The organism is Clostridium sp. chh4-2, from assembly GCF_002899675.1.
In the GTDB taxonomy this organism is placed as follows: domain Bacteria; phylum Bacillota; class Clostridia; order Lachnospirales; family Lachnospiraceae; genus CHH4-2.
Window position 1 is genome coordinate 22,612 of record NZ_PKUU01000003.1, and the last position, 21,814, is coordinate 44,425.

The 21,814-nt window shown below is 46.2% G+C and carries 18 protein-coding genes and 1 tRNA gene; all 19 read left to right on the forward strand.

Annotated elements, in window-relative coordinates; all coding sequences use genetic code 11:
* The 19 genes from C0033_RS03565 to C0033_RS03655 all read left to right on the forward strand — a co-directional run bounded on the left by C0033_RS03565 (window position 1) and on the right by C0033_RS03655 (window position 21,800).
* The gene (locus C0033_RS03565) at window positions 1–1,107 is read left to right on the forward strand and encodes an ABC transporter ATP-binding protein (protein ID WP_103226509.1); all 1,107 of its coding nucleotides are present in this window, start codon (window positions 1–3) and stop codon (window positions 1,105–1,107) included.
* Complete coding sequence (locus tag C0033_RS03570; protein WP_103226510.1) at window positions 1,104–1,817, forward strand: glycerophosphodiester phosphodiesterase; 714 nt, start codon at window positions 1,104–1,106, stop codon at window positions 1,815–1,817. Before C0033_RS03565 ends, C0033_RS03570 begins: the two co-directional genes overlap by 4 nt.
* 38 nt (window positions 1,818–1,855) lie before the next feature.
* Window positions 1,856–2,668 (forward strand): sialate O-acetylesterase, encoded by an 813-nt coding sequence (locus C0033_RS03575; RefSeq protein WP_103226511.1) that lies wholly within the window; start codon window positions 1,856–1,858, stop codon window positions 2,666–2,668.
* Window positions 2,669–3,044: 376 nt separating this feature from the next.
* Window positions 3,045–4,049 (forward strand): LacI family DNA-binding transcriptional regulator, encoded by a 1,005-nt coding sequence (locus tag C0033_RS03580; protein WP_103226512.1) that lies wholly within the window; start codon window positions 3,045–3,047, stop codon window positions 4,047–4,049.
* Window positions 4,050–4,237: 188 nt separating this feature from the next.
* The gene (locus tag C0033_RS03585; protein ID WP_103226513.1) at window positions 4,238–5,590 is read left to right on the forward strand and encodes a sn-glycerol-1-phosphate dehydrogenase; all 1,353 of its coding nucleotides are present in this window, start codon (window positions 4,238–4,240) and stop codon (window positions 5,588–5,590) included.
* 86 nt (window positions 5,591–5,676) lie between these two features.
* On the forward strand, window positions 5,677–6,720 hold the full coding sequence (locus tag C0033_RS03590) for a LacI family DNA-binding transcriptional regulator (RefSeq protein WP_103226514.1): 1,044 nt from the start codon (window positions 5,677–5,679) through the stop codon (window positions 6,718–6,720).
* A 66-nt stretch (window positions 6,721–6,786) separates the two neighbouring features.
* Window positions 6,787–8,118, forward strand: a complete 1,332-nt coding sequence (locus C0033_RS03595; protein ID WP_103226515.1) for an FAD-dependent oxidoreductase — start codon at window positions 6,787–6,789, stop codon at window positions 8,116–8,118.
* 1 nt (window position 8,119) lies between these two features.
* Entirely contained in the window at window positions 8,120–9,535 is a 1,416-nt protein-coding gene (locus C0033_RS03600) for an FAD-dependent oxidoreductase (RefSeq protein ID WP_180994545.1), read from the forward strand.
* 26 nt (window positions 9,536–9,561) lie between these two features.
* The gene (locus C0033_RS03605) at window positions 9,562–11,028 is read left to right on the forward strand and encodes an extracellular solute-binding protein (protein WP_103226517.1); all 1,467 of its coding nucleotides are present in this window, start codon (window positions 9,562–9,564) and stop codon (window positions 11,026–11,028) included.
* 64 nt (window positions 11,029–11,092) lie between these two features.
* Complete coding sequence (locus C0033_RS03610) at window positions 11,093–11,974, forward strand: sugar ABC transporter permease (RefSeq protein WP_103226518.1); 882 nt, start codon at window positions 11,093–11,095, stop codon at window positions 11,972–11,974.
* A 12-nt stretch (window positions 11,975–11,986) separates the two neighbouring features.
* A complete protein-coding gene (locus tag C0033_RS03615; RefSeq protein ID WP_103226519.1) occupies window positions 11,987–12,820 on the forward strand; it encodes a carbohydrate ABC transporter permease in 834 nt (277 codons plus the stop codon).
* Window positions 12,821–12,835: 15 nt separating this feature from the next.
* A complete protein-coding gene (locus C0033_RS03620; protein ID WP_103226520.1) occupies window positions 12,836–13,690 on the forward strand; it encodes a sugar phosphate isomerase/epimerase family protein in 855 nt (284 codons plus the stop codon).
* 9 nt (window positions 13,691–13,699) lie between these two features.
* Window positions 13,700–14,377: a GDSL-type esterase/lipase family protein gene (locus tag C0033_RS03625; RefSeq protein WP_103226521.1), complete on the forward strand. Its 678-nt coding sequence runs from the start codon at window positions 13,700–13,702 to the stop codon at window positions 14,375–14,377.
* A 7-nt stretch (window positions 14,378–14,384) separates the two neighbouring features.
* Window positions 14,385–15,647, forward strand: coding sequence for a zinc-binding dehydrogenase (locus tag C0033_RS03630; RefSeq protein ID WP_103226522.1), 1,263 nt, complete (start codon window positions 14,385–14,387; stop codon window positions 15,645–15,647).
* Window positions 15,648–15,772: 125 nt separating this feature from the next.
* Window positions 15,773–15,844 (forward strand) — tRNA-Gln (locus C0033_RS03635).
* A gap of 555 nt (window positions 15,845–16,399) precedes the next feature.
* The gene (locus tag C0033_RS03640; RefSeq protein WP_103226523.1) at window positions 16,400–17,152 is read left to right on the forward strand and encodes a DUF6414 family protein; all 753 of its coding nucleotides are present in this window, start codon (window positions 16,400–16,402) and stop codon (window positions 17,150–17,152) included.
* Window positions 17,149–18,270 (forward strand): AAA family ATPase, encoded by a 1,122-nt coding sequence (locus C0033_RS03645; protein WP_103226524.1) that lies wholly within the window; start codon window positions 17,149–17,151, stop codon window positions 18,268–18,270. Before C0033_RS03640 ends, C0033_RS03645 begins: the two co-directional genes overlap by 4 nt.
* Before the next feature lie 63 nt (window positions 18,271–18,333).
* Complete coding sequence (locus C0033_RS03650) at window positions 18,334–19,785, forward strand: RNA-binding domain-containing protein (RefSeq protein ID WP_103226525.1); 1,452 nt, start codon at window positions 18,334–18,336, stop codon at window positions 19,783–19,785.
* A gap of 338 nt (window positions 19,786–20,123) precedes the next feature.
* Complete coding sequence (locus C0033_RS03655) at window positions 20,124–21,800, forward strand: ABC transporter substrate-binding protein (RefSeq protein ID WP_103226526.1); 1,677 nt, start codon at window positions 20,124–20,126, stop codon at window positions 21,798–21,800.
* Window positions 21,801–21,814 lie beyond the last annotated feature (14 nt).

Sequence of the window (21,814 nt, forward strand, 5' to 3'; positions counted from 1 at the left end):
ATGATTAAAATAAATAATTTAAGAAAAGAATTCGATCATGGTGTGGTGGCGCTGGATAAAATTAATATGGAAATTCAGGATCAGGAGTTTATCGCGCTGCTGGGGCCGTCCGGCTGCGGCAAATCCACCACGCTGAACTGTCTGGCAGGGCTTTTGGACACCACCAGCGGGGAGATATTATTTGACGGGGAAAATGTGACCGATAAGGCGCCTAAGGACCGGAATATCGGCATGGTGTTCCAGTCTTATGCGCTGTATCCTCATCTGAAAGTGATTGACAACATCGCATTTCCGTTAAAACAAAAGGGAGTGTCCAAGGAAGAGCGCCATGAAAAAGCCAGAGAAATGGCGGCGAAACTTCAGATTGAGCACCTTTTGGACAGAAGGCCCACCCAGCTTTCCGGAGGCCAGCAGCAGCGTGTGGCCATGTGCCGGGCCCTTGTGAAGGAACCGAAGATCCTTTTACTGGACGAACCCATGTCCAACTTAGACGCCCGTTTGAAGATTGAGATCCGCGAGGTCATTAAAAAGATTCAGAAAGAGCTGAAAGTAACTTCCATTATCGTAACACATGACCAGGAAGAGGCCATGGCCATCGCCGATAAAATAGCAATACTGGACAACGGGAACATTCAGCAGTATGATACTCCTGAGATGTTGTATCAGTATCCGGCAAATCTGTTCGTAGCAAACTTCATGGGAAACCCTCCTATGAATTTTATCAGCGCGGTAATTGAGAAAACGGGGAATACCTGTATTTACCGTGTGGGAGAGTTACAGATTCCGGTATCCGGTGTGATGATGGAAAAGATTCTGCCCCATGCAGGAAAAAATGTCAGGCTGGGCGTCAGATCTCATCAGATGTCGGTCTGCGGCGGCAAAGAAGAAGGCAGCCTTCCAGTTCATGTTCAGATGGTGGAAAATCTGGGAAAAGAGCTTTTGATTACCGGCGACATCCATCAGGATCATATCCGCGTCACCATCGATGATCCGGGACGGTTCGGTGAGATGAAGAGGCTGGAAGAATCCGGGGAGAGGCTGTTTATCAGGCTTGCGGACAAAATCAACGTATTTGATGAAGAGACGAAGGTGAATCTAATATTATGAAAACATTGCTGGAACAGGCAGACAGAGTGCTGATCGGAGGCCATAGGGGATGCAGCTGTGAGTACCCTGAAAATTCCATTGCGGCCATGGCGGAAGGGCGAAGACAGGGAGCGGATTATCTGGAAATCGATATTCAGCTGACAAAGGACCGGGTGCCGGTAGTTTTTCACGATGTGCGGCTGGAGACGAAAACCGATCTCTCTGGATATGTCCATGACTTTGATTTGCAGGAATTGAAAGATCATGTTCCCGGTTTGTGTACTCTGAAAGAGGCGATGGAATGGGGCTGTTTAAGAGACGCTTATTTTGCATTGGAATTAAAGTCCGTTCCGATTGATATGCATGAGATTAATAAAGAGTTAATTGATCTCATGCTGCCGGTGATTAAGACTACGGGAATGATAAGACAGGTATTTCTGTTCGGGGCCGACTATCAGATTCTCCGCTACGCGAAAGAGAAAAATCCAAAGCTTCAGATCGGCCTGATCGTGCCTTTTGTGCCGGCCGATCCTGTGGAACTGATGCGTTCCATGGATGCCCTGGTCTATCTGTCATACATTTACAATATGACGCCGGAAATTATAAGGGACTTAAAGGAACACGGCTACTACGTCAGCGGAGCCATTCTGCGGGAAGAGAAATGGGTCCGCCGCGCGGTGGAGCTGGGGGTAACGATGTTCGAATCGGACTATCCGGGAAAAGCCATCTGATACATCGATCGTATTATAAGATGAAAAGAGGAATTCCTATGAAAATGGTTGATCTGATGCTGTTTATGGGACAGAGCAATATGGCGGGGCGTGGTGATGCCTCGCTTGCTCCGGTTGTGGAGGAAGGAACCGGCTATGAGTATTGTGCGGTCAGCGGACCGGAAACGCTAAAGCCGGTAAAGGAACCGTTTGGAGTGTTTGAAAATAACCCGGACGGAGTGTATGAGCCGGGAATGAAAACAGGTTCTATGGTATCCGCGTTTATCAATGCGTGCTATGGGGAGACGAAAGTACCGGTTGTAGGCATTTCCTGCTCCAAGGGCGGCTCCAGCATTCTGGAATGGGAGGCGGGAACCGCTTATTATGAGGACGCCAAAACGCGGTTTAACCGTGGAAAAAGGTATCTGGAAAGCCACGGCATTAAGGTCCGGTCCAAGAGCATGGTGTGGTGCCAGGGATGTACGGATGCGGACAATGGAATGGAGAAAGAAGTGTACAAGGAAAAGACCCGGGCATTTTTCAGCAGATGGCTTTCCCTTGGAGTTGAACGGATCTTCTTGATCCAGATCGGAAATTACAGGGATGATGACAAACGGTACGTGCCCATGCAGGAAGCCCAGAAAGAGCTGGCGGAGGAGATGGAGCAGGTGATTCTTGTATCGGAATCCTTTAAAACCATGGCCGCGTCGGGGCTTATGAAGGACCTTTACCACTATAAACAGGAAGGGTATAATCTGGTGGGAGAAGAGGCTGGAAAAGGGGCAGGTATCTGTTTGTGCCGGGCATTTGAAAATGGACGGGAAATAGAAGAAGTGGGGATTGGGAATACGGAAAATACGGAATGTCCTTGATAAAAATGGGGGCGGAGATATGGTTACGCATTGTGGGGAAGTATGATATAATGGAAAAAGGTTATGATTCACAGTTTCGGCGGTCTCTGCCGTCCGTTTTGGCAGCGGCTGTTTTGCAGGAACTTTCCTGTGACTTTGCAGGGCATTAGCAATTCTTAACGCGCAGAATTTTTCGTTCAAGGGAAATGCCCACTTGTTTGAGCGGAGCGAGTTTGGGCATTTCCCTTGGTTTTTAGAAAAATCCTGCACGTTTAGAAGTGCTTATGCCCGAAACCGGAACTGGAAAGTTCCTGCAAAACAGCCGCTGCCAAAACGGACGGCAGAGACCGCCGGAACTGTGAATCGTAACAAAAAAAGTGCTAAAGGGGGAGTGAGAATGGCTACATTATTGGATATTGCACAGGCGGCTGGGGTTGCGAAATCTACGGTCTCGCGTGTTCTGCGCCAAGATCCAACGTTATCCACCTCAGAGGAAACACGGGAAAAGATATTTGCAGCAGCTCATGCACTGGGATATCATATGAAGCAGGAAAAGATGCTGAATCAGGTCACCACAAATATTATGGTTGTCCATAAGGATACCCATTTTTTAAATCAGATTGACAATGCATTTTATTTTTCAGTCAGAAGCGGGATTGAGGAAGCTTGTTATAAAAAGAAATATAAGTTTATGTTTACCCCATTTCAATTTATTGGCAATATAACGGAGAAAACGGACGGCGCTTTGATTGTGGGGAATTTTGATAAGGCGCAGGTGGACGTGATACTCCAGAGAATAAAGACGCCCAATCTTGTCTTTGTGGGTAAGGTGAATTACTATCCGGAAAAGATGGATTGGATCACTTATAACATTAAGGACTGCGTCTACAAATCCATGGATTATCTGAGAGAGAACGGCCACAGAAAGATCGCCTATCTGGGCGGTTATGATAATCAGGATACGCCGCCGGATTTCAGCAAATACCATTATTTTGAGCAGTATCTGAAGGAACATCCGGAGATGGAGTTTGCGGGCTCATTGGTGGGCGAGCATGGGGTGGAAAGCGGATACAGTCTGATGAACGAATGGTTTTTGAAGAAGAGAGAGATCCCGGATGCATTTTTCGTGTCCAATGATCCCATCGCTGTGGGAGCGATTAAAGTGCTGAATGAACGGTATATCTCTGTTCCTGAGAATGTTTCCATCGTCGCTGTCAATGGGGACAGTTCCGGAATGCTGTCGTTTCCGGCGCTGACAAGCATTGATGTCCATACGTTTGAGATGGGGAAAGAAGCGGTGGAGGTTTTGGGGGAACGGATACAGAGAAAAAGAACTTTGGCGAAGAAGGTTGAGTTCTGTACTTCTTTGATAAGGAGAGGGACGGTTAAAAAATTGGTTTGATATGCGGGAATAACGAAAGTTTATATTAAACTGAGTTGGATAAAGATAGGATGGAAAAGAGGGAACCTGACATGGGCGTTGGGTTCCCTCCTTTTTACATCAAGGGCTATTGACAAAAAAATAATTCAGGTATATGCTTTGATTATATTTAGACCGATCCAAAAATCAAACTATAAAGGAGGAGATATATGGGAATAATCAGAGAATCATCTTCTGATTTAAATGCATTGATCGAACCCGCTTCTATGAATTGCACCTGCGGAAAGGTTCATTCTGCTCCGGTTAAGCAGATCGCAGCAGGAAGCGGTGTTTTAGAGAAGATAGGAAAGATGGCAACGGAGCTTGGAATGACACGCCCTGTGGTGATCAGTGACCGGAACACATATGCGGCAGCAGGGGACAAGGTTTGCAAACTATTGGAACATGCAGGAATATCCTATCAATCCTGTTGTCTGGATACCGACTGCCCTGTACCGGATGAATATTGGGTTGGCCGTGTGGCGCTGAATTATGACCGGCGGTGGGACGGTATTATTGCGGTGGGATCAGGAACGATTAATGATATCTGTAAAATCATAGCAGATATGACAAATCTGCCGTATATTCTGGCAGGAACAGCGCCGTCTATGGATGGATATGTTTCCGGCACGTCTTCCATGGTACGGGGCGGGCTGAAAGTATCGGTTCCTTCCAAGTGCCCGGACGGGCTTTTGCTGGATTCTTCAGTGTTAGCCAATGCGCCCATGAAGATGCTCCAAGCTGGTCTGGGAGATATGGCCGCAAAATATGTCAGCATCTGTGAATGGAGGATTTCGAATCTGATTAACGGCGAGTACTATTGTGAGGAAATTGCCGGCCTGATCAGGAAATCGTTAAAAATATGCATGGATTCCGGCAGAAAGCTGGCTGAGAGGGATCAGGAAGCGGCGGCTGATGTGGCCAAAGGCCTGGTAATGGCCGGGATGTGCATGAGCTATGCGGGAGTGTCGCGGCCGGCTTCCGGAATGGAGCATTATTTTTCCCATATATGGGAGATGACGGCTTTGGCCCGCCATGAAAGCCATGAGCTTCATGGAATTCAGGTAGGTGTGGGGACTCTTCTCAGCCTCGCTGTGTACGAGGAGATCAGAGAGATAAAGCCGGACCGGGAAAAGGCGTTGGCATATGTTGAGAACTTTGACTTGGAACAGTGGAAGGAATCTGTCCGCAGTACATTTGGGAAGGCAGGGGAAAGCATAATCTCACTGGAAGAGAAGGAGCAGAAATATAATAAGCAGTCCCACGCCCTCCGTTTGGAACGGATTATCAGTAAATGGGATGAGATCCAGGAGATTATCCGCCAGGAACTACCGGACCGGGAATGGCTTACGCAGCAGCTTTTGATGATAGGAGCTCCTGTGATGCCGCAGGAGATAGGTATATCACAGGAAATGGTTAAAAGATCTTTTATGGCCACAAAGGATATACGGGATAAATACATAGCTTCCCGTTTGTTATGGGATTTAGGCATGCTGGAGGAGGTGGCGGAAAAAATATTCTAAACATTATCGAAAAAGATTGACTTTTTTATGTAAATTGACTATACTCAACTTATAAATTTGGAACGGTCTAAAAAGGTGGTGGACAGATGGTTACAATACGGGACGTAGCGCGTAAGGCAGGCGTATCCAGGAGCACAGTATCTCTTGTGTTGAATAATAATCCTTTGGTAAAGGATGAGACGCGCCGGCATGTGCTGGAAGTGATAAAAGAACTGAATTATGTTCCCAATAATAATGCCAGAGGGTTGAGCAGCAAGACGAATAATAGCCTGGGTCTCGTGGTATTTGTGGACAAGACCAGAAGTCCCGACCAGTTCAGCTATGATTTTAACCAGAGCACAGGCATGTGTTCCTACAGCATCAGTAATGGTATTATGTTAGGATTGGCTGAAACGGATTATGGCGTGATAACAGAACGGTTCTGTTCTGTGGATGAGCCGGATGAGCTGCCCAGGGTGGTGAAAAACCGGAGGGTGGACGGTGTGTTTCTGGTTGGAAATCCATACAGCCCCAAGCTGATGAAGAAGATGCAGGAAACAGGCATACCTATGGTGATTGCCGGCGTAGACAGCTATGAAGATGAGATTGATTCCGTGTATGCAGATCCGGGCGTAGGCACCGTGATGGAACTGGAACATCTTTTAGAGACAGGGCACAAGAAGATCTGCCTGGTAAACAGCCCTAAGAATTACCATTCTTCTTATACCCGTGTGAAAGCCGTCAGCGAGTATGTGGGTAAGAATGGGATCGATTTTGATTTCGAATGGGTTATTTTCTGTAAGTCAAACCGTGGTGAAAGCGGTTATGAAACATTTAAGGAGTTTTGGGAGGCAGGGAACCGGCCGGATGGTGTGATTACGGCCAATGGCCAGATTGCATTGGGCGTTATGAGATATTTGTATGAGAATAACATCCGGGTGCCTGAGGACGTATCCATTGTAGCATATGAGGATTCCTCACTCTGCGGTTACGCTACGCCGGGACTGACTGTGGTGAATATACGTAAGGAAGCTTTAGGAGAGCAGGCGGCTAAATGCCTGCTGCAGAGGATGCAGAATCCTGAGAAAAGGGTGGAACACATTGTTATAGAGCCGTATATGGTTGAGAGGCAGAGTGTGAAGCAGAGGTAATTAACGCTTTTTAGCGTTTTTTACCGGACAAAATTTGGATCGGTCCAAAAATGAAAGGGAGGGGAAATGGAAGAAGAAATGGAGGTAAAGATTAACCAGGTATTGCAGTACGATGTGGTGGTGGCAGGCGGAGGACCTGCGGGAATCGCCGCAGCCGTATCCGCCGCCAGGCTCGGGGCGAAAACGGCTTTGATTGAACGGTTTGGAGTGTTGGGGGGAATGATGACATCCGGCCATGTCCAGCCGATTCTCGGTATGACGGCTCCTTATACCATGTACCACGAAGTATGCGGCCTTTTAAATCAGGGACATGAAGAGGTGGAGAGGATAACAACGAGAAATGGAAGTGAGATCCACGTGGACCCTGAGGAAGCCAAACGGAGGCTTTTGGAACTGGCCGTTGAAAGCGGAGCCGATGTTTATCTGCAGACAGCGGTTGTGGATGTGGAAAAAGAAGACGGAAGGGTCAGACGGCTGCTGCTTACATCGCCGGAGGGTCCCTGCATTGTGGAAGGGAAGATGTTTGTGGATGCCACGGGAGACGGTTATGTGGCTTACCGGGGCGGAGCGCCTTATGAAACCGGCAGAGAGGGAGACGGGCTGAGGCAGCCGGAGACGATTGAGTTTACCGTCGGAGGAGTTGACGAGACAAGGGCTGTGTCCTGTTACGGGGGGAGCGATCCTGTTACGCTGCCTGACGGGAAAAAATATTCACAGTTGTGCAGGGAAGCCAGCGATAACGGTATTTTGCCTGGCAATGTGTCGATCGTGCGGCTGCACCGTACCTTTTATCCGGGAGAACGGCAGGTCAACGCCACCCAGGCCAATGGCTGCGAGGTGCTAAACGCAAAGGGAATATTGGAAGCGGAATTGGAGCTGAGGCAGCAGATAGACCAGGTAGTCAGATTTTTAAAGGATTTTGTTCCGGGATATGAAGCATGTTATGTAAAAGCATCGGCCAGCGCCCTTGGAGTGAGGGAGACAAGACGGTTTAAAGGGGAATATGTGCTGTCGGATGAGGATGTGGAAACGGGAGCCAGATTTCCGGATGTGGTGGTACATAGAGCCTGGTTTTTAATTGATATTCATAATCCAAAGGGGGGCGGACAGGCGGAAGGCCATTCTAAGCCGGCCGTTCCGTATGATATTCCGCTGCGAAGCCTGATGCCAAAGAATCTGGACGGAGTATTTCTGGCAGGAAGAAATATCTCCGGCACTCACAGAGCGCATGGATCTTACCGGGTTATGGGGATTGCACTCGCCACCGGGCAGGCGGCCGGAATTGCGGCGGCGGTGTGTGCCATGGATGGGCTGGGAGTGCGTGAACTGGATTACAGAAGAGTCCAGAAAGTACTTATGGATTCAGGAGCAGAACTGTTTGATAAGGGGGGAGTATAAGATGACAGAACAGCTGGCCGACAGAGACGTGGTGAAAACCACTTATGCGGATGTATTTGTAGCCGGCGGAGGGCCTGCTGGGGTTTGCGCGGCCGTTGCGGCCGCAAGGGAAGGCGCGGTTACGGTAATGGCGGAACAGGGCGGCTGTGCCGGAGGCATGGCTACCCAAGGGCTTGTGGGGCCGTTTATGACCTGCTATGACAAGGATGGAGAAAACATGATTATCAAGGGATTGTTCTCTGAAATTGTAGACCGTCTTGTTAAAAAAGGGGGAGCTGTCCATCCTTCGCAGGTGAGAATGGGCACAGCATTTACTTCCTGGATTCAGACAGGTCATGACCATGTAACGCCGTTCGATCCGGAAATTTTAAAGCTGGTTTTGGATGAGATGTTGGAAGAGGCAGGGGTGCAGGTGCTGTACCATACCGCATTTACTGAACCGGTGATGGAGAACAAGAAGGTAACAGGAGTGATCCTTCATTCCAAATCAGGATTTGAGCGCATAAATACAAAGGTGGTCATCGACTGCACCGGAGACGGGGATGTGGCTTACCGCGCCGGGGTCACCTGCGAGCTGGGCGATGAGAAGAGGAATCTCATACAGCCGGCCACATTATTTTTCCGCATCTGCAATGTGGATACCGGAGCGGTAGAGGCGGATATTGAAAAAAACAAAAAGAATTTTTACAGGAAAGACGGTGTGAATTACCGCAGCTTCCACTGGTGGGTGTCGGAGGCCAGAAAGCATGGGGACTGGAATTTAGACAGGGTTTCCATCGGCCTGTACCGGGGAGTGAAGCCGGATGAATGGTTTGTGAACACTTCAAGGGTTATGGGGATTGATTCCACTGATAACCGGAGCCTATCAAAGGGGGAGATGGAAGGGCGCAGACAGGCAGAGGAAATTCTCAATATGATCCGCACCTATATTCCGGGATGCGGAGACGCAAAACTGATGAGCACCGCTTCTGTGTTGGGAATCCGGGAGAGCCGTCATATCAGAGGGGAGTACCGGCTGACGCTGGAGGACATCCTTCAGGGGAAGGTGCCGGATGACCGTGTGCTGGTATGTTCCAATTCCGTAGATGTCCATGGCCGTTTCGGCCCTAAAAGCAATGAGTATCTGACCATTGAAAACGGCGAGTATTACGGAATTCCCTATGGATGCCTGGTGCCGTGTGACGTGGACGGGCTGCTGGTGGCGGGAAGGTGCATTTCAGCAGAATCACAGGCGGCCGGAGCGGTCCGGGTTATGCCTCCGGTGATGGCCATGGGCCAGGCGGCCGGGATTGCGGCGGCGCTTTCCGTTAAAACAGGGAAGGAAGCGCGCCATATCAGCAGAGAACTTTTAAAGGAGAAGTTAATTGAGAACCAAGTGTATCTGGGGGAATCGAATGAGGCCGCCCGGACAGATTAAATGATAAAAATGTATGGAGGGATTTTATGAAGAAACAAATCGCAGCAGTATTGTCAGCAGTTATGGTAGTGAGCCTTCTTGCCGGATGCGGCGGAGGAAAAACAGCGGCGCCGGAAACGACGAAAGCGGCGGAAACGACAGCAGCGGCAGAAAGTGCAAAAGGAGAGGAAAGTGCAAAGGCAGCGGAAACGGCAGCTGAAGCCCAAAAGACCGACCCGGGAGATATTGAAAGCTGGATTTTAGAGGATGATACCAATATGAGCGGTACGGTACGTTTCTGGATGCCGTTTAAAGGGGACGCGGGCATGGATGATATGATCGCGGAGTTCAATAAGGTTTATCCCAACATCAAAGTGGAACTGACCAGCTACAGCAACAATTCGGATGGAAATCTGAGCGTTAATACAGCGATTATGTCAGGGGAAATCGATGTGCTGGGGTCATTTGGACTGAATAATACATATAAACGGTGGAGCAATAACCTGTTTTTGGATCTGACGGATAAAGCGGCCGAAGAGGGGATCAGCCTGATTGATAACTGGAGTACGGACGTATATAAATATAACGACAGGATTTACACCTTCCCCTGCGGCGGCCTCTCTTATTATGTTTGTATCAATATGACTGCCTGGGAAGAGGCGGGACTGGGTGAAATCCCAAAAGAGTGGACTTGGGATGAATACCTGGAAGCCAGCCGGAAGATGACGAAAAAAGACGGGGAAACCGTACTGGTATATGGAGGAACGGACTATCATTCAGTGGATTATTTTACTTATCCAAAACAGCAGGTTTACGGCACAGACCGCTATTATGACGATGAAACAGGGCTGGCCAGTTTTGATTCCGATCTGATCGTAAATTCCTTAAAGAGAGAAATTAATGCGGAAAATGTTGAAAAGATCTGGTATCCAAAGACGGTTTACCGCTCAGACAGCATCCAGACCCAGCAGACCTATATGTCCGGTCAGGCTGCCAGCGCGGTGAATCCGAATATGATCCGTTTTATCAGAGATAAGGAAAACTATCCGGTGGATTATAAGACGGCATTTGCACCGTTCCCGATCGAAGAAAAAGGACAGACCAATTACATGTCGGGAGTTTCTGTCTTCTCTCATGCCGGAATTACCCAGGGATGCAAGGACGAGGCGGCCGCATGGGCGTTCTTAAAATGGTATTCCACTTACGGCTCCAAATACCTGGTGATTGCAGGCCATCAGTCCACCTGGAGAGGCACTGCTGCGGATGATCTGATCTCCTTGATATTTGGTTCGGAAGCGGAAGCTGCGGAACTGATCGATGTGGAATCCTTTAAACGGGTTGTGGGCGTTCCTACAAATCCAACCTTTGTGGAGACGCAGATGGCGGCTTATGCGGATGTGACCAATGCGATTAATGAATATGCAATGTATGCTTTCAACGGAGAAATGACCCCGGAAGAGGCCATGAAAGAAGCGGCTGAAATTGCAAATGAAGCGATAAAGAAAGATCAGTGATGATTATCTGCCGCCCCTTTCACCGGCAAAGGGGCGGCGGATAACCAGGAAAGGAATAAAAGTTATGAATAAAAAGAAAGAGAATCTGATCGGGTATGCGTTCATTGCACCGGCGCTGATTGCTTTTCTGACCCTGGTGGCATTTCCGTTTTTCTTTTCTATTTTTTTATCCTTTACCGAATGGAATTTTCTTTCCGGAATGGAAGGAATTAAATGGGTGGGGTTAGAAAACTTTAAAGAATTAGGGAGGGACCGTCTGTTCAAACAGGCGATGATCAATACATTTGTCTACTCTATTTCAACCGTTCCGGTTTCCATCATCATTGCATTGGTATTGGCATATTCGCTGAATGGAAGGGTGTTTTTCAAACGGACTCTGAGGCTTACCTTTTTTATTCCCTATATTTCCAGTACGGTGGCTCTGGCGGCAGTATTTAAGTTTCTGTTCCGGGAAGAGGGCGTGATTAATACAATTCTGGTCGGCCTGCATGTGGTTTCACAGCCTTTAAAATGGCTGACGGATTCCTCCCTGTGCAGATATCCCATCATTATACTGCTGATCTGGACTGCCATCGGATATGAGCTGATTATCTACATGGCGGCGATCCAGAATGTGCCTGTCAGCCTTTATGAGGCATCTGAAATTGACGGGGCGTCCAGTTGGCAGAAGTTCTGGAAGATTACATTTCCCATGATCTCCCCTACCACATTTTATCTGGTAATTGTGAGGCTGATCGCTTCTTTTAAAGTATTTTCGGCCATTAACATCATGACGACGGGAACATCGGCTAAGGGGAATACCTCTATGGTTACCGTGATCTATTCGGACGCATTCGGTTCCTATAAGTTCGGATATGCATCCGCTGAGGCGGTAGTTCTGTTTGTGATTATCCTTGCCGTTACCCTGTTTAATTTCTGGGGGCAGAAAAAATGGGTTCATTACTAGAGGAGGGATGAGATGAAAAGAGATTATTTTATAAAAGCGCTGATTAAAACCGTTATCATCGGGGCTCTCAGCATATTGTTTATTCTGCCTCTGTTCTGGATGATCTGTTCCTCGATAAAAACCACCAGCGAGGTTTTTGCAAGACCCTATTACTGGCTGCCTAAAGTGCCAAGATGGGATAACTATGCTGTAGTCTGGACGGACGAAAAGGTGAGCATGCTCAAATCCTATTATAATTCCATAAAAATAGTGATTTTCAGCACCATAGGGCAGATTGCGATCGCATCCATGGCGGCTTACGCGTTTGCAAAAATAAAGTTTGCGGGCAAGAATCTGGTGTTCCTTCTGTTTTTATCTTCCATGATGATACCGTCCCAGGTTACGATAATACCCAGGTTCATGTTGTTTAAATCCATGGGTCTGTATAACAGCCATTGGGCGATCATACTGCCGTCCTGGTTTGGAGCAACGGCGATTTTCATGCTGAGACAGTTTTATATAGGGCTGCCGGATGATTTGATGGAGGCGGCTAAGATTGACGGGGCGGGGCATTTGAGGATATTCACCCAGGTGATGCTTCCGCTGACCAAATCAGCCATGGTATCTCTGGTAGTGCTGGCTTTTATCGCCGCATGGAATGAATACTTGTCGCCGTTGATTTTCATAACGGATACCCATAAATATACAATTGCCCAAGCGATACGCTGGTATCTGCTGGATGAGCTGCAGAGGTATGAACTGACCATGGCGGCCGCCACAAGCGCTATCGTGCCGGCAGTAATTTTGTTTATCTTCTGTCAGAAATATTTTGTGGAAGGAATTGCAACAGCCGGAGTGAAAGGCTGATGGGGAGGAGATATTATGTTGATTTCGGTGAATTCGGGCCTGCACAGCGCCAGGCCGGGGAAAGAACGGATTCCGATGGAGGAAGCCCTGACGTTCTTTGCGGATACGGGATTTGAAGCGGTGGATATTAATTTTTCCGCAGTGATACGCAGGGAAGAGACGGATCACGAACCTGTTTTGGACGGAGACGGCTGGAGGGAACGGATACGGGGGATAAAAGCCCGGGCCGATAAGCTGGGGCTGATGATTTCGCACAGCCATGCGCCTTTTCAGTTCCGGTATGACGATAAGGAGGACCCGGAATATGCATTTTGTACCGATATGATGCTGCGCTCAATCGAAGCAACCTCCATATTGGGAGCGGAATATATTGTGGTGCATCCGCTGGTAAGCCGGGACAGGAAAAAGACGCTGGTGAAAGAGAGCATTGAAGAACTGGCTGAATATGCCGAATACGGCAGGAAATTTGGAGTAAAGCTGGCAGTAGAAAATATGACGTCCACAAGCGTAAAAGAGCTTCTGCAAATCGCAGACGGGGTTTCCCGGGCAGTATGTCTGGACGCAGGACATGGAAATATTCACGGAATGGATTTATATCAGGCGGTATTGGAATTGAAAGACAGCCTGAAGGTGCTGCATCTTCATGATAACTTCGGAAAATTGGGAGAAGGCGTTCACTGTGATAAACACCTGCCTCCTTATTTCGGAACGGTTGATTGGGAAATGCTTGTAAAAGGGCTTAAAGAGACCGGATATCAGGGGACATTTAATTATGAAGTTAATGTATCGGCAGTTCCGGAAGAAGCCAGAGAAGAGATGGCGCGCTACTTAGTCAGAATAGCCAGGACTTTACTGGGACGCAGCAGATAGGGAGGAACCATGAAAAAAGAGATTTTATGCTATGGAGACAGCAATACATGGGGGTGTATTCCCAGATGGAAGGACTCCCTGTTACCGTCAAAACGGTATGATGAAGAGACCAGGTGGCCCTGTGTGATGGCTTCGGAACTGGGCAGCGGTTATCATGTGATAGAGGAGGGACTTGGCGGAAGGACTACGATCTATGATGACAAGGAAGAACTGTATAAGCGTGGGATTGATTATCTGCTGCCCTGTCTTTTAACCCACCGTCCGCTGGATCTGGTGATTATTATGCTGGGAACCAATGATTTGCAGCTGAGAAACCAAAGGGAGCCGCTGACGAAAGAGCGATTGGGAAATGGGATCGATGAGTTGGTTAAAGTGGTTAAAAATACGGATAAGTGCGGGAGAGGCAACCGGCCGCCGCAGATTTTACTGTTGGCGCCGATTCCCATCAAACAGGCGATAGGACGGACCGGCGTATATGCCAATTTCGGAGGAGAGGAAGGGGAAAAGCTTTCCCGCCTGTTTCCTGAGGTATACGAACAAACAGCGAAGAAATATGGATGCGGATTTTTAAACGCCGCATGTTATGCGGAACCGGATGACGGAGACGGGGTGCATTTTTCAAGAGACAGCCATCCAAGGCTCGGGCGGGCTGTGGCGGCTAAGGTAAAAGAAATGATGGAGGAATAGAAGCAGAATGAAAGCAAAGGCGGTGCGGCTGCATGGGGCGTCAGATCTCAGACTGGAAGAATTTGAGCTCCCTGCAATTAAAGATGATGAGATTTTAGTGAAGGTGATTTCAGACAGTATCTGTATGTCGACATATAAATGTGCGATATTGGGAACAGCCCATAAACGGGTTCATGAGGATGTGGCACAGCATCCGGCGATTATGGGACACGAATTTGCCGGAGTGATTGTGGAGGTTGGAGAAAAGCATAAGGAGCAGTTTCGTCCGGGGATGAAATTCACTCTCCAGCCGGCGCTGAATTATAAAGGGACCATGTGGTCGCCGGGATATAGTTACGAGTTTTTCGGAGGAGACAGCACATACTGCATCATTCCTGCGGAAGTCATGGAGTTAGGATGCCTGTTGGAATATAAGGGCAGGGCGTATTATGAGGCTTCCCTGGCAGAACCTATGTCCTGCTCGATCGGAGCATTTCACGCCTGTTACCATACAAAGATGGGAGTCTATCAGCATGAGATGGGAATCCGGGAAGGCGGAAAAATGGCGATTCTGGCAGGCGCCGGCCCGATGGGGCTGGGAGCGCTGACTTATGCGCTTCACTGTGACCGGAGGCCGGGGATGGTTGTAGTGACGGATATTAATCAGGAACGGCTTTTGCGGGCAGAAGATCTTTTTCCTGTGGAGGAAGCAAAGAAAGATGGAATTGAGCTGCATTTTATCAACACTTCACAGATGGAAGATGCGGCGGGATATCTAAAAGAGCTGTCCGAGGGCGGATTTGATGACGTGTTCTGTTTTACTCCGGTGGAGGCGCTGGTGGAACTGTCATCGGATATTCTGGGCCGTGACGGATGCCTGAACTTTTTTGCCGGACCTACGGACAGCCATTTCAGCAGCAGGATTAATTTCTATGATGTTCATTACAATTCCACTCATGTTATGGGAACTACGGGAGGAAATACGGATGATATGCTGGAATCCCTGCGTTTGACGGAATTGGGGAAAATCAATCCTGCGGTTATGGTGACACATGTGGGCGGGTTGGACAGTTGCGCGGAAGCTACATTGAACCTTCCAAAGCTGCCGGGCGGAAAGAAACTGGTCTATACGCAGATCAGTATGCCGATGACGGCGATTACGGATTTCAGAAAATTGGAAGAGCAGGACAGCCGTTTTGGAAAATTAGCGGATATTGTGGAGGCGAACCGGAATTTATGGTGTGCTGAGGCGGAGGAATATCTGCTGGAAAATTGGCAGGCGGAGGACTGACGGAGGCCGGCGGTTTCAGAGGCGGAAGGGCTTAGGGAAGGGCAGAAGGAAATAAAAGTAAATAATTTTCAAAAAGGGCTTGACTATTTTGGCTTGATAGTGTATAAATATCATTGTTGTGTTGATGGGCTATCGCCAAATGGTAAGGCAACGGACTCTGACTCCGTCATTTCAAGGTTCGAATCCTTGTAGCCCAGCTTTATAGAATCCTGTAGATGAAGGTCTGCAGGATTTTTTTGGTTTTAGGTATATGCCGGATGGTCAAATAATGACATGAAGAAAAGGGGAGGTCAAATGAATTCCGGTTCGCTTGTACTAAAAAATTATCGATGTTATACTCATAACCAGCATGATACCTTTTGTGTGGCTATCTGTTTTTTCTTTTTATGCATTTAATACAGAATATACAAGGATGATTAATTATCAGTATACTTCTGAGATCGAAAAATCAGTCACCGTTTTGAACTACTAACTGGAGATCTTTTTCTCAATACTGGAGCTGAGAGATGAGGGCGGAACTTATCATCGTAGGAATTTGTAGCATTCGGAACAAATGCGTAGGTATCATTATAAGATGATGTTCAATAGGGATTGGGGATATGCCCCAACAAGTAGTTTTGGCAAAATTGACCGCAAGGGAAAATTTGATAAAACGAGTTCAGATAACACTTAGACATTGCTTGTCAATTTATGAAATGAAAAGGATAAGGCGTTGAGTTAAAAGAAATACCGTTACAGAAGGAGGATTATAGATGGGAAAGGATACCCCTTTATTTCTTAAAATCGTATATTTTGATGAATCCGCAGCTCAGGACTACTTAGACATAACAAATGGTGGCAGATTAGACTGGAGTAAGGCTGAAAATAAGCAGCGAGCAGCTGAAATACTAACAGAAATCGAGGCGCAAGCCAAAGGTGGCTTTAACATACTTAGCTTTTTAAAAGGAAGTGTTTCCGGTTCAGTTGATGCCAAAGCATCTGGGGAAATCTCTAAATTGTTTGATTCGACAATAAAGAACACTATACTTACAGATTATATCGAGGAAGCATATAAAGATGTACGAGTTGAGAAATTCAAAAAATCTGGAGTATATGCACCTGCTAATTCGATTACCTTATATAAAATGTGTAGTTCCTATTTAACGATAGTACCCAAAGACCAATCGCCGATTGATATGGAAAAACTTAATAATGCTGTCCTAGGAGAAAGGGGATATTATGGAATGCTTCTGAAAACAGAAAACGTTCCGGCTTCGGTACTTCGGTTTAATATCAATGCATTTAAAAATAGCTACAATCTTGCAGATTTAAGCAAAATGGAATTAACTTATTATGGAATTAAAGTTGGAACCTGTTCCACAAATGAGCTGTCGATTGAAAAAGAATTTGAGTTTCAAAATACTTCAGAGGAAGTAACCGCCGAGAAAATACTAAATGGATCTACCACTCAGCAAAGTGAAAGGCTTACCGTGTATGACATAGTGATGGCTGGGGTAGAATCATGAAGAAAATTATAATGTTCTACGGCTCGGACAGAGCATTTTCAGATATCATACCTAAAGTTTATCGTAACTTATCGTCTATTGCATCGGAAATGGATGACGATAATAAAAAAATGGAAATGGTGGTGACAGGTTTTCCACAACAGGAAAAACCATCGGAAAAACCCAAAAAGAGAAAGCCAAAGATAACTAATTTTGTAATAAATGCGGATGAATATAATAGCGTTCAGGAGCATGTGCTGACAAATTTTATCAACTTTATAACGAAGTTAGATATTACTAATATGTTCATTCAAAATCCACCAATACATCTTCAAGAGCAAATTAATCGAGTATTTGGAGATAAAAATATTATTCAATCCAAGCACCAAGAATACAGTATTCTAACAAAAGACGCCATACGACAAATTTATACCAATTATGATAACAGAATTTTGGGGCAAGAAGTTGTAAAAGAACAATTGTTGAAATCACTTTTTCCGGTTATGGATAATAAACAGAGCAAACCGGTGGTGGTTCTCTTTTATGGTGATTCTGGATTAGGCAAAACGGAGACAGTACAATATCTAACAGAAGTCCTTGGTGGCTCGTTATTTAGAAAACAGTTTTCAATGTATCAAAATAATGAGTTCGCCAATTACCTTTTTGGCGGTAGATATAACGAAAAGAGCTTTGCAAAAGATTTACTGGCAAGAGATTCAAATGTTATTTTGCTCGATGAGTTTGATAAAGCCAATCCGCTATTTCATAGTGCATTTTACCAGCTTTTTGATGAAGGCGTTTATGTGGACCCAAATTATAAAGTAGATGTTCGACACGCTCTTATATTTTGCACATCCAATTATCAGACCTTGGACGAGGTAAAGGAGAAACTGGGAATACCTATTTATAATCGCTTTGATGGAATAATAAAATTTTCTCCCCTACCCGTGGAAGCAAAAAGAAAAATTGCAGAGAACGAATTGGTGAAGATAGCGCAAAGTGATGAATTGCCGGAAGAAGTGAAGGAAAAGTTAGTGCTTGCATCAGAAAAGCTTAGTAATGCGAGAGAAATACACCGGATTGTTAAAGATACGGTATCGCTATATCAAATACAAAAAATATGCCACATTCAAACTTGAAGATGATTTTATTTTTTTGTAATAGATTTTTGGATATAATAAGAAAGACGGGAGGTTTACACAATGGATTCCAAAGTCTTAAAAACAATATTGGAAATTGGAGAAACAGTTGCTGTGGAGTTTAAGCGCTGTGGCAATGGTATCGAATCAGATACCTATGAAAGCGTATGTTCATTTTTGAACCGCTTTGGTGGTGATATACTTATGGGCGTATTGGATGATGGCACAGTAACTGGTGTGCCACCGAAAGCCGCACCCGATATGGTGAAGAATTTTATTACGATTATCAGTAATCCAGCGCTTTTTACGCCTACAATATACTTATCCCCAGAAATAATAGAGTATGAAGGACACACGATTATTCATGTTTATGTACCTCCAAGTGCGGAAGTTCACAGCTTTAAAAAAAACATTTTCGACCGTGTAAATGATGCGGATGTAAAAGTTACTTCCACTGCACAGATAGCTGCTATGTATATCCGCAAGCAAAATATATATACAGAGAAAAGGATATATCCCTATGCAACAATCAATGATTTAAGAATGGATTTACTCCCAAGGATTCGGCAGATGGCAGTTAATCATGCTGGTGGCAGTCACCCGTGGGAGAATATGTCCGATGAGAAACTTTTACAAAGTGCCGGTCTGTATGGAACGGATGTAGCAACAGGAGAATCAGGGTATAATCTGGCGGCAATTTTACTTCTTGGGAAGGACGAAGTGATACAGAATGTCTGTCCTGCATATGAAACTGACGCACTTGTAAGAAAAGTGAATGTTGACCGATATGATGACAGAGAAATTGTACGAACTAATCTGATAGAGAGCTTCGATTTCCTGATGGATTTTATCAAAAAACATTTACCAGACAAGTTCTTTCTGGAGGATGAAAATAGAGTTAGTCTGAGAAATATCATCGGTAGAGAGATTGTCAGTAACACACTTATGCATCGAGAATACACAAGTTCCTATACAGCAAAGCTCATTATTAAAAGCGGCCAGATGTACACAGAAAATGCCAATAGGGCAACAAGTAATGGTTTTATTACACTGGACAATCTTGAGCCGAATCCAAAGAATCCAGTGATTGCATCCTTTTTCAGAAATATCGGCAGAGCCGACCGATTGGGGTCTGGCGTTCATAAGTTATTTAAGTACACGAAGTTATATTCTGGAAAAGATCCGATATTCCAGGAAGACGATGTATTCCGCATTGTAGTGCCGTTGGACGATAGCTACTCCTTTGATATGGGAATTGGTTCAGAAACTAAAAGTGCGACTGATGCGACTAATTATGCGACCGATGCGACTAATCTTTCTGCTTCACTGTCGGAAGATGAGCAGAAGGTACTAAATGTTATACGGAGTAATCCTAAAATAACACAAAAACAGCTTCAAGAAGTTACTGGAATCACATTAGGAACTATCAAACGGTTGCTGCCAAGACTTCAGGAAAAAGAAAAGTTGGAGAGAGTTGGTAATCGTCGTTCGGGGCAATGGAAAGTCAATGATTAATTGAATATGAAACAATGGAAGCTCAGATACTGATGATAAGTCAGTGCGCTGGGTTTCTTTTTTGCATTTGAGGGGGCTATTCAACTCAATCTGAAAAGACAGGATTATTATCCTTTCTGTTTGGAATTTCAAGATTAAAACAGCATTTTCAGTAAACTGCGGTGAAAGATCAAACGTTTGACTAAAAAACGTTAGCAAATTTACGCAAATTATGATAGAATATCTACATTATCATCAGGAAGATGAATTCAGTACCACGAAGGGAAACACACCGCATACGGTGTGCTGCTTTCGTGGTTTTTTTGTCCAAACGACATTTATTATCCAGGAGGAGAAACATGAGATTAAGAAAAAAATCAGCACTTGTGCTGGGAGCTGCTTTAATCGCAGTTTTAGCGGCAGGCTGCGGAACCAAGAGCAATACCGCCGCATCAGGAACAATGGCAACAACTGAAACTTCACAGGCAGCAGCCTCAAATTCTGCGGCAGATACTTCGGTGTCAGGAAATGGTGAAACCGCAGGTGATTCACAGAAACGTACAGCAGAAGGACATCTGGTGGAAACGCTTAAACTGGAAGGCGGAACCGACTGGGGCGCTCCAAGCCCATTTTTAAATGCATCCAGAGGGCCGGGATCAGCCAAGATGAATATGGTTTACGCAAGTCTGATCGACGAAGACGAAAACGGGGATATTCCATGGCTCGCAGAATCCTGGACCATAGAGGGAAACGACTATACCTTCACGTTATATCCTGATACTACATTCCACGACGGAGAACCGTTAACTACGGAAGACGTGGCATTTTCCATCGATTATTTCAAAGAGCACACTCCGGTTTCAAACTATCTGGGAGCCGGCGACAGTTTCATCATAGACCATTACACCGTTGTGGATGACCGCACGATCACCATTACGGTCAAAGAATCAGCGGCGGACACTTTAACCAACGTGGGTTCCTTTGTCATCATCCCAAAGCATGTGTGGGAAAATGTAGAAGACCCCAATACCTATACCGGAGACGGCTATCTGACCGGAAGCGGCGCGTATATGTGTACTGCTTATGACGGGGCCACAGGAAGCTATGAACTCACCGCATTTGACGGCTTTAAGGGCGGAAAACCGGCGGCCGACCGGGTGCTGTTCGTGCCGGTCAGCGATCCTCTGCTGGCATTTGAAAATGGAGAGATTGACATCACATCCATGCCGGCCGATTTAAAGGAGAAGTATACCGGTGATCCTTCCATCGGAATTGTGGACAAGGCCAACGATATGGGATATAAGCTGTTGATAAATTTCGAAAAATGTCCTGATTTTCTGGATATCGAACTGAGAAAAGCGTTATATGCCGCGCTGGACCGTCAGGCAGTGGTCGATAAAGTGTTTAGAGGAGCCGGCAGCGTGGGCAGCGCAGGATATGTGCCGGAAGGAAGCATTTATTACAATGAAAAATGCGTTCAGTATGATTATGATCCTGAAGCAGCCAAAGCGGCATTTGACGGAAAAGGCCTGGAGGTTACCATGTTGGCGGCCGACAGCGGAGACGACGTGGCAATTGCAGAACTGATAAAGCTCAACTTAGAAGCAGCAGGAATTAAAGTGAATGTAACCGCTTATGATTCCGCCACCAGAGACGAGAGGGTAAATGGAGGCGATTATGAATTTGCCCTTGTTGGAAACGGCGGATGGGGCAATAACCCGCCGAAATACATGAGAACGATATTTTCAGACATATCCAAAAACCAGGGCGGTAATCCTCATTCCATGGGCCCCATCGGTTACAGCAATGAAGAGATCACAAAACTGGCGGAAGACCAGATGAATGAAGTGGATTTCGATGCCAGAAAGCAGATGTTCAAGGATTTAGAAGCGTTAGTCAGCGAAGAAGTGCCGCTGATCGTGGTTGCCAATAAATCTTCTTATTCGATGTACAGAAATGATTATTTTGACGGCTGGATGAAAACTTACGCCTACCAGCAGGCAGAACAAAACCGCTTGTCCTTTATGGAACGTTAAGGTTCAGTTGAGGT

Bases quoted from the DNA above. Each gene is read 5' to 3' on its own strand.
- C0033_RS03585 (WP_103226513.1), top strand. From the start codon at position 4,238: ATGGGAATAATCAGAGAATCATCTTCTGATTTAAATGCATTGATCGAA.
- C0033_RS03605 (WP_103226517.1), top strand. From the start codon at position 9,562: ATGAAGAAACAAATCGCAGCAGTATTGTCAGCAGTTATGGTAGTGAGC.
- C0033_RS03620 (WP_103226520.1), top strand. From the start codon at position 12,836: ATGTTGATTTCGGTGAATTCGGGCCTGCACAGCGCCAGGCCGGGGAAA.
- C0033_RS03630 (WP_103226522.1), top strand. From the start codon at position 14,385: ATGAAAGCAAAGGCGGTGCGGCTGCATGGGGCGTCAGATCTCAGACTG.
- C0033_RS03595 (WP_103226515.1), top strand. From the start codon at position 6,787: ATGGAAGAAGAAATGGAGGTAAAGATTAACCAGGTATTGCAGTACGAT.
- C0033_RS03610 (WP_103226518.1), top strand. From the start codon at position 11,093: ATGAATAAAAAGAAAGAGAATCTGATCGGGTATGCGTTCATTGCACCG.
- C0033_RS03565 (WP_103226509.1), top strand. From the start codon at position 1: ATGATTAAAATAAATAATTTAAGAAAAGAATTCGATCATGGTGTGGTG.
- C0033_RS03570 (WP_103226510.1), top strand. From the start codon at position 1,104: ATGAAAACATTGCTGGAACAGGCAGACAGAGTGCTGATCGGAGGCCAT.
- C0033_RS03590 (WP_103226514.1), top strand. From the start codon at position 5,677: ATGGTTACAATACGGGACGTAGCGCGTAAGGCAGGCGTATCCAGGAGC.
- C0033_RS03580 (WP_103226512.1), top strand. From the start codon at position 3,045: ATGGCTACATTATTGGATATTGCACAGGCGGCTGGGGTTGCGAAATCT.
- C0033_RS03575 (WP_103226511.1), top strand. From the start codon at position 1,856: ATGAAAATGGTTGATCTGATGCTGTTTATGGGACAGAGCAATATGGCG.
- C0033_RS03645 (WP_103226524.1), top strand. From the start codon at position 17,149: ATGAAGAAAATTATAATGTTCTACGGCTCGGACAGAGCATTTTCAGAT.
- C0033_RS03600 (WP_180994545.1), top strand. From the start codon at position 8,120: ATGACAGAACAGCTGGCCGACAGAGACGTGGTGAAAACCACTTATGCG.
- C0033_RS03615 (WP_103226519.1), top strand. From the start codon at position 11,987: ATGAAAAGAGATTATTTTATAAAAGCGCTGATTAAAACCGTTATCATC.
- C0033_RS03640 (WP_103226523.1), top strand. From the start codon at position 16,400: ATGGGAAAGGATACCCCTTTATTTCTTAAAATCGTATATTTTGATGAA.
- C0033_RS03655 (WP_103226526.1), top strand. From the start codon at position 20,124: ATGAGATTAAGAAAAAAATCAGCACTTGTGCTGGGAGCTGCTTTAATC.
- C0033_RS03650 (WP_103226525.1), top strand. From the start codon at position 18,334: ATGGATTCCAAAGTCTTAAAAACAATATTGGAAATTGGAGAAACAGTT.
- C0033_RS03625 (WP_103226521.1), top strand. From the start codon at position 13,700: ATGAAAAAAGAGATTTTATGCTATGGAGACAGCAATACATGGGGGTGT.